The organism is Pseudomonas sp. (assembly GCF_050739995.1).
In the GTDB taxonomy this organism is placed as follows: Bacteria; Pseudomonadota; Gammaproteobacteria; order Pseudomonadales; family Pseudomonadaceae; genus Aquipseudomonas.
In genome coordinates, this window is sequence record NZ_JBOICG010000464.1 from 1 (window position 1) to 5,546 (window position 5,546).

General features: G+C 62.8%; 3 protein-coding genes and 1 pseudogene. All 4 read left to right on the forward strand.

Annotation, left to right across the window (positions count from 1 at the left end):
• Positions 1 to 208, forward strand: a pseudogene (locus tag ACRESD_RS15370) (N-acetylglucosamine-6-phosphate deacetylase); the annotation flags it as partial.
• On the forward strand, positions 189 to 1,211 hold the full coding sequence (locus ACRESD_RS15375) for an SIS domain-containing protein (RefSeq protein ID WP_431751702.1): 1,023 nt from the start codon (positions 189 to 191) through the stop codon (positions 1,209 to 1,211). The pseudogene ACRESD_RS15370 and the gene ACRESD_RS15375, both read left to right, overlap by 20 nt.
• 36 nt (positions 1,212 to 1,247) lie before the next feature.
• Complete coding sequence (ptsP, locus tag ACRESD_RS15380) at positions 1,248 to 3,758, forward strand: phosphoenolpyruvate--protein phosphotransferase (protein WP_431751703.1); 2,511 nt, start codon at positions 1,248 to 1,250, stop codon at positions 3,756 to 3,758.
• A gap of 27 nt (positions 3,759 to 3,785) precedes the next feature.
• Positions 3,786 to 5,492 (forward strand): N-acetylglucosamine-specific PTS transporter subunit IIBC, encoded by a 1,707-nt coding sequence (gene nagE, locus ACRESD_RS15385; protein WP_431751704.1) that lies wholly within the window; start codon positions 3,786 to 3,788, stop codon positions 5,490 to 5,492.
• The last annotated feature ends 54 nt before the right edge of the window (positions 5,493 to 5,546 follow it).

The window sequence follows — 5,546 nt, forward strand, 5'->3', positions numbered from 1 at the left end:
CCAGGCGCTGCGCAACCTGGTGAAGATCGGCCTGCCGATCAGCGAAGCCTCACAACGCCTGTCGCAATTTCCTGCGGACTACCTGGGCCTCGAAGAACGCGGTCGCCTGCAACCCGGCAGCTTTGCCGACTGCGTGCGCCTGGACCGCTCCCTGCACCTCACCGACGTAATGGTCGAAGGAGAAACCATTGACTTCAAAAATGCTTGAAGAGGCCCTGGCCTCTTGTGACGCCGTCGCGGCGCAACTGCAACGCCTGGACCCGTTGCTGGAGGAAATCGCCGGCCGCCTGCGCCGTCAGCCGCCGCAAGTGGCGATGACCATCGCCCGTGGCAGCTCGGACCATGCCGCCAGTTATTTTGCGTACCTGGCCATGCAGCACGTGGGCATTCCAGTGGCATCGTTGCCGATGTCGGTGGTGACCTTGTTGCAAGCACCGATGAAAGTCAGCGGCCAAGTCGCGTTTGGTTTCTCCCAGTCGGGCCAGAGCCCGGACCTGGTCAACAGCCTGCGCCTGCTGCGCAAACGCGGTGCCTTGAGCATTTCACTGGTCAACGCCGAAGACTCGCCGCTGGAAGCCGCCTGCGAGTTCCACGTGCCGCTGTGCGCCGGACCGGAACAAAGCGTCGCTGCGACGAAAAGCTTTATTGCCACCCTGAGCGCCAGCGCGCAGTTGATCGGCCACTGGAACCAGGAAACCGATCTGTTGCAAGCCTGCCGCGCCTTGCCAGTCGAACTGCGTGCAGCCGCCCGACAGGACTGGAGCCTGGCCATCGAAGCCCTGCGCGACTGCCAGCAACTGATGGTGATCGGTCGTGGTGCCGGGTTTGCCATCGCCCAGGAAGCCGCGCTCAAGCTCAAGGAAACCTCGGCAATCCAGGCCGAAGCCTTCAGCAGCGCCGAAGTGCGCCACGGGCCGATGGCCTTGATCGACAAGAACTACCCCTTGCTGGTGTTCGCCCCACGGGGTGCTGAACAAGCCGGACTGTTGAGCCTGGCGGCCGACATGCGTCAACGCGGCGCCCGCGTGCTGCTGGCCGCACCAGACGATATCGCCGAGCGCGACCTGACCCTGAGCCGCGCCGAACACCCGAGCCTGGACCCGATCCTGGCGATCCAGAGCTTTTACGTGATGGCCGCAGGTCTGGCGGTTGCCCGGGGCATGGACCCGGACCAGCCGCGTCACCTGAGCAAAGTTACCCGCACTCACTGAGTGGTTTGCAGCGTTTTCCTGATGAGTACCGTGCCCATGTCCAACAACAATAATGCATTGACCCTCAGCGCCCCCCTAAGCGGGCCTGTGCTGACCCTGGGCAACGTTCCCGACGAAGTGTTCGCCAGTGGCGCCATGGGCGATGGGGTAGCCATCGACCCGCTGAATGATTGCCTGCATGCGCCGTGTGACGGGGTGATCATCCACGTCGCCCGCACCGGGCATGCACTGACGATCCGTGCCGAGAACGGCGCTGAAATATTGATGCATGTGGGCATCGACACGGTAGAACTGAATGGCGAAGGCTTTGCGCTGCTGGTCAAGGAAGGCGCACGGGTGAGCCAGGGCGAGGCGCTGGTGCAGTTTGATCTGGATCGCATTGCGCGCCAGTGCAAAAGCCTGGTCAGCTTGATCATTTTGACCAATGGCGAGCGCTTTGAATTACGGGCGCTCGCCGGACAAACGGTCAAGGTCGGCCAGCCGTTGTTGCAGATCGCGGCGCGCTCGCCGGCAGCGGTGCAAGCGGTTGTGGATAACTCAACCACCGAGGTCAGCGCCAGCGTGCACATTACCCACCGTGGCGGCTTGCATGCCCGCCCGGCCGCGCTGATTCGCAAGACAGCCCAGGGTTTCAGCTGTACGGCTCATCTGCACTTCGGCGATAAATCGGCCGCATGCGACAGCCTGATCGGCTTGTTGGGGTTGGGCATTGGCGAAGGTGACGAAGTACGTGTGACCTGTCGCGGCAAGGATGCCGAGGCGGCCTTGCAGGCATTGCTTGCCGCGCTGTCAGCCACCCTCAAAGAAGAACACCACGCGCCGGTCGTCGCCACGCCACGCCGGGCGAGCACCGAAGCCAACGTGCTGCAAGGCGTGTGCGCCGCACCCGGTCTGGTCTGCGGGCCGTTGTTCCATCTGACTGGCATCGAACTGCCGCAAGACTCCGGCGACCACATCGCCGACGAGCAACTGCAACGACTGGATGCCGCACTGGAACAAGTGCGCGGGGAAATCCGCAGCACCCTGGACCACGCCCGCCAGCGCAAGAACACCGAAGAAGAAGACATCTTCGCCGCCCACCTCGCCCTGCTCGAAGACCCGACCCTGCTGGACGCCGCCACCGGCGCCATCGAACACGGCAGCGCCGCCACCCACGCCTGGCGCGATGCGATCCAGGCGCAATGTGCCGTGCTGCTGGCGCTGGGTAAGCCGTTGTTCGCCGAACGCGCCAACGACCTGCGGGATTTGCAGCAACGTGTACTGCGTGCGCTGCTGGGCGAAGCCTGGCATTTCGAGCTACCCGCTGGGTCGATTGTCAGTGCCCATGAGCTGACCCCCTCCGACCTGTTGCAGCTGAGCGCACAGAACGCCGTCGGCATCTGCATGGCCGAAGGCGGCGCCACGTCTCACGTAGCCATTTTGGCCCGCGGCAAAGGCCTGCCTTGTGTGGTCGCGCTTGGAGACGAAGTACTCGACGTGCCCCAAGGCCAACGTGTGGTGCTCGACGCCGCCAACGGCCGCCTGGAACTGGCGCCGAGTGAAGCGCGTCACGCCGAAGTGCACCAGATTCGCGACGCGCAGAAACTACGCCGCCAACAACAGCAGGCCCAGGCTCGCGAACCGGCACGTACCACCGATGGCGTGAGCATTGAAATTGCGGCCAATGTCGCCTCCAGCGCCGAGGCCCAAGTGGCCTTTGAAAACGGGGCTGACGGCGTCGGCCTGCTGCGCACCGAATTCCTCTTCGTCGACCGCCGCACCGCACCGGATGAGCAGGAACAACGCCAAGCCTATCAAGCCGTGCTGGATGCCATGGGCGATAAATCCGTGATCATCCGTACCATCGATGTGGGCGGCGACAAGCAGCTCGACTACCTGCCGCTGCCCATCGAGGCCAACCCGGTGTTGGGCTTGCGTGGTATCCGCATGGCCCAGGTGCGCCCGGAACTGCTCGACCAGCAACTGCGCGCCCTGTTGCAAGTCAGCCCGTTGGAGCGCTGCCGCATCCTGCTGCCGATGGTCAGTGAAGTCGACGAACTGCTGCAGATTCGCCTGCGCCTGGATGAGTTATGCACAGCACTTGGGCTGACGCAGCGCCCGGAATTGGGGGTGATGATCGAAGTGCCCGCCGCCGCGCTGATGGCCGAACAACTGGCCGAGCACGCTGACTTCCTGTCCATCGGCACCAATGACCTGTCCCAGTACACCCTGGCCATGGACCGCGACCACGCGGGCCTCGCCGCCCGGGTCGACGCCCTGCACCCGGCGTTGCTGCGGCTGATTGCGCAGACCTGTGCGGGAGCTGCCAAACATGGACGCTGGGTCGGCGTCTGCGGCGCCCTCGCCTCTGACCCGCTGGCCACGCCGGTGTTGATAGGCCTGGGGGTCAGCGAACTGTCGGTGAGCCCGCCGCAGATCGGAGAAATCAAGGACCGTGTCCGTCACCTGGATGCGGCGCAATGCCGGCAACTGAGCCAAAGCCTGCTTGACCTGAGCGGTGCCAAGGCGGTTCGCCAAGCCTGTCAACACCACTGGCCGCTGAGCTGACAACAACAAGAACAAAGGAGACTCGCCATGTACCAACACTTTATCGAAGGCCTGCAACGCCTGGGCCGTGCGCTGATGCTGCCGATTGCGATCTTGCCGATCGCCGGCCTGTTGCTGCGCCTGGGTGATACGGATCTTTTGAACATCGCGGTCATGCACGACGCCGGGCAAGCGATCTTCGCCAACCTGGCACTGATCTTCGCCATCGGCATCGCCGTAGGCTTTGCCCGTGACAATAACGGCACAGCAGGCCTGGCTGGCGCGATTGGTTACCTGGTGATGGTCTCCACGCTCAAGGTGATGGACACCAGCATCAACATGGGCATGCTCGCCGGTATTGTCAGCGGCTTGATGGCCGGTGGACTGTATAACCGTTTCAAGGACATCAAACTGCCGGAGTACCTGGCGTTCTTTGGTGGGCGACGGTTTGTACCGATTGTCACCGGGTTCAGTGCGGTGGGGTTGGGCGTCATCTTTGGCTTGATCTGGCCGCCGATCCAGCACGGCATCAACAGCTTCGGCGTATTGCTGATGGAAAGCGGCAGCTTCGGCGCGTTCGTGTTCGGCGTGTTCAACCGCCTGCTGATCGTCACCGGCCTGCACCATATCCTCAACAACATGGCGTGGTTTGTGTTCGGCAGCTTTACCGACCCGGCCACCGGTGCGGTCGTGACCGGCGACCTGACCCGCTACTTTGCCGGCGACCCGAAAGGCGGCCAGTTCATGACCGGGATGTTCCCGGTGATGCTATTCGGTCTGCCAGCGGCGTGTTTGGCGATGTATCGCAATGCCTTGCCGGAACGCCGTAAGGTGATGGGCGGGATCTTCCTGTCGATGGCGCTGACGTCGTTTTTGACTGGGGTGACGGAACCGATTGAGTTCGCGTTTATGTTCCTGGCGCCGTTCCTGTACCTGATCCATGCGGTGCTCACCGGCTTGTCGATGGCCGTCACCAATATGCTGAATATCCACCTGGGCTTTACCTTCTCCGGTGGGTTTATCGACATGGTGCTGGGTTGGGGCAAGTCCACCAACGGCTGGTTGGTGTTCCCGGTGGGCCTGGCCTACGCAGCGATCTACTACAGCGTGTTCAACTACTGCATTCGTCGGTTCAACTTGAAGACGCCAGGGCGTGAAGATATTCAAGTCGTACAAGCTGAAGCGATGAGTGACAACCAGCGAGCCACGGCTTACATCCAGGCGCTAGGCGGTGCAGAGAACTTGCTGAGCGTGGGTGCTTGCACCACGCGCCTGCGGTTGGACATGGTGGATCGCAACAAGGCCGTGGATGCCGAGCTGAAAGCCCTGGGCGCCATGGCGGTGGTTCGGCCGGGTAATGGCGGGAGCTTGCAGGTAGTGGTTGGGCCGATGGCTGACAGCATCGCCGATGAGATTCGCTTGGCCATGCCGTCGTTTGTCGCCACTGCGCCAGTGAACGTTACGCCTGTGGATAAGCCGGTGGTGGTGAATGTGCAGGAAGCCGAGAAATGGCTGAATGCCCTGGGTGGCCGGGGGAATGTCCGCCAGTTGGAAGCGGTGGCGATGACGCGGTTGCGGGTGGAATTGGGGGATGACTCAGTGTTGTCCGAGGCTCAACTTGTGGCGCTTGGATGCCAAGGCGTAACCCAACTCGACAGTGGTGTTTGGCATTTGCTGATTGGCGACAAGGCTTTGGGGTTGGGTGACGCGTTGGAGCGCTTGGTCGGTGGCCGCGAGGTCGGCGCAGGAGTTTAGAAATGTAGCGGCGGCTCTGGCCCCTTCGCGAGCAAGCCCGCTCCCACAGTTTGA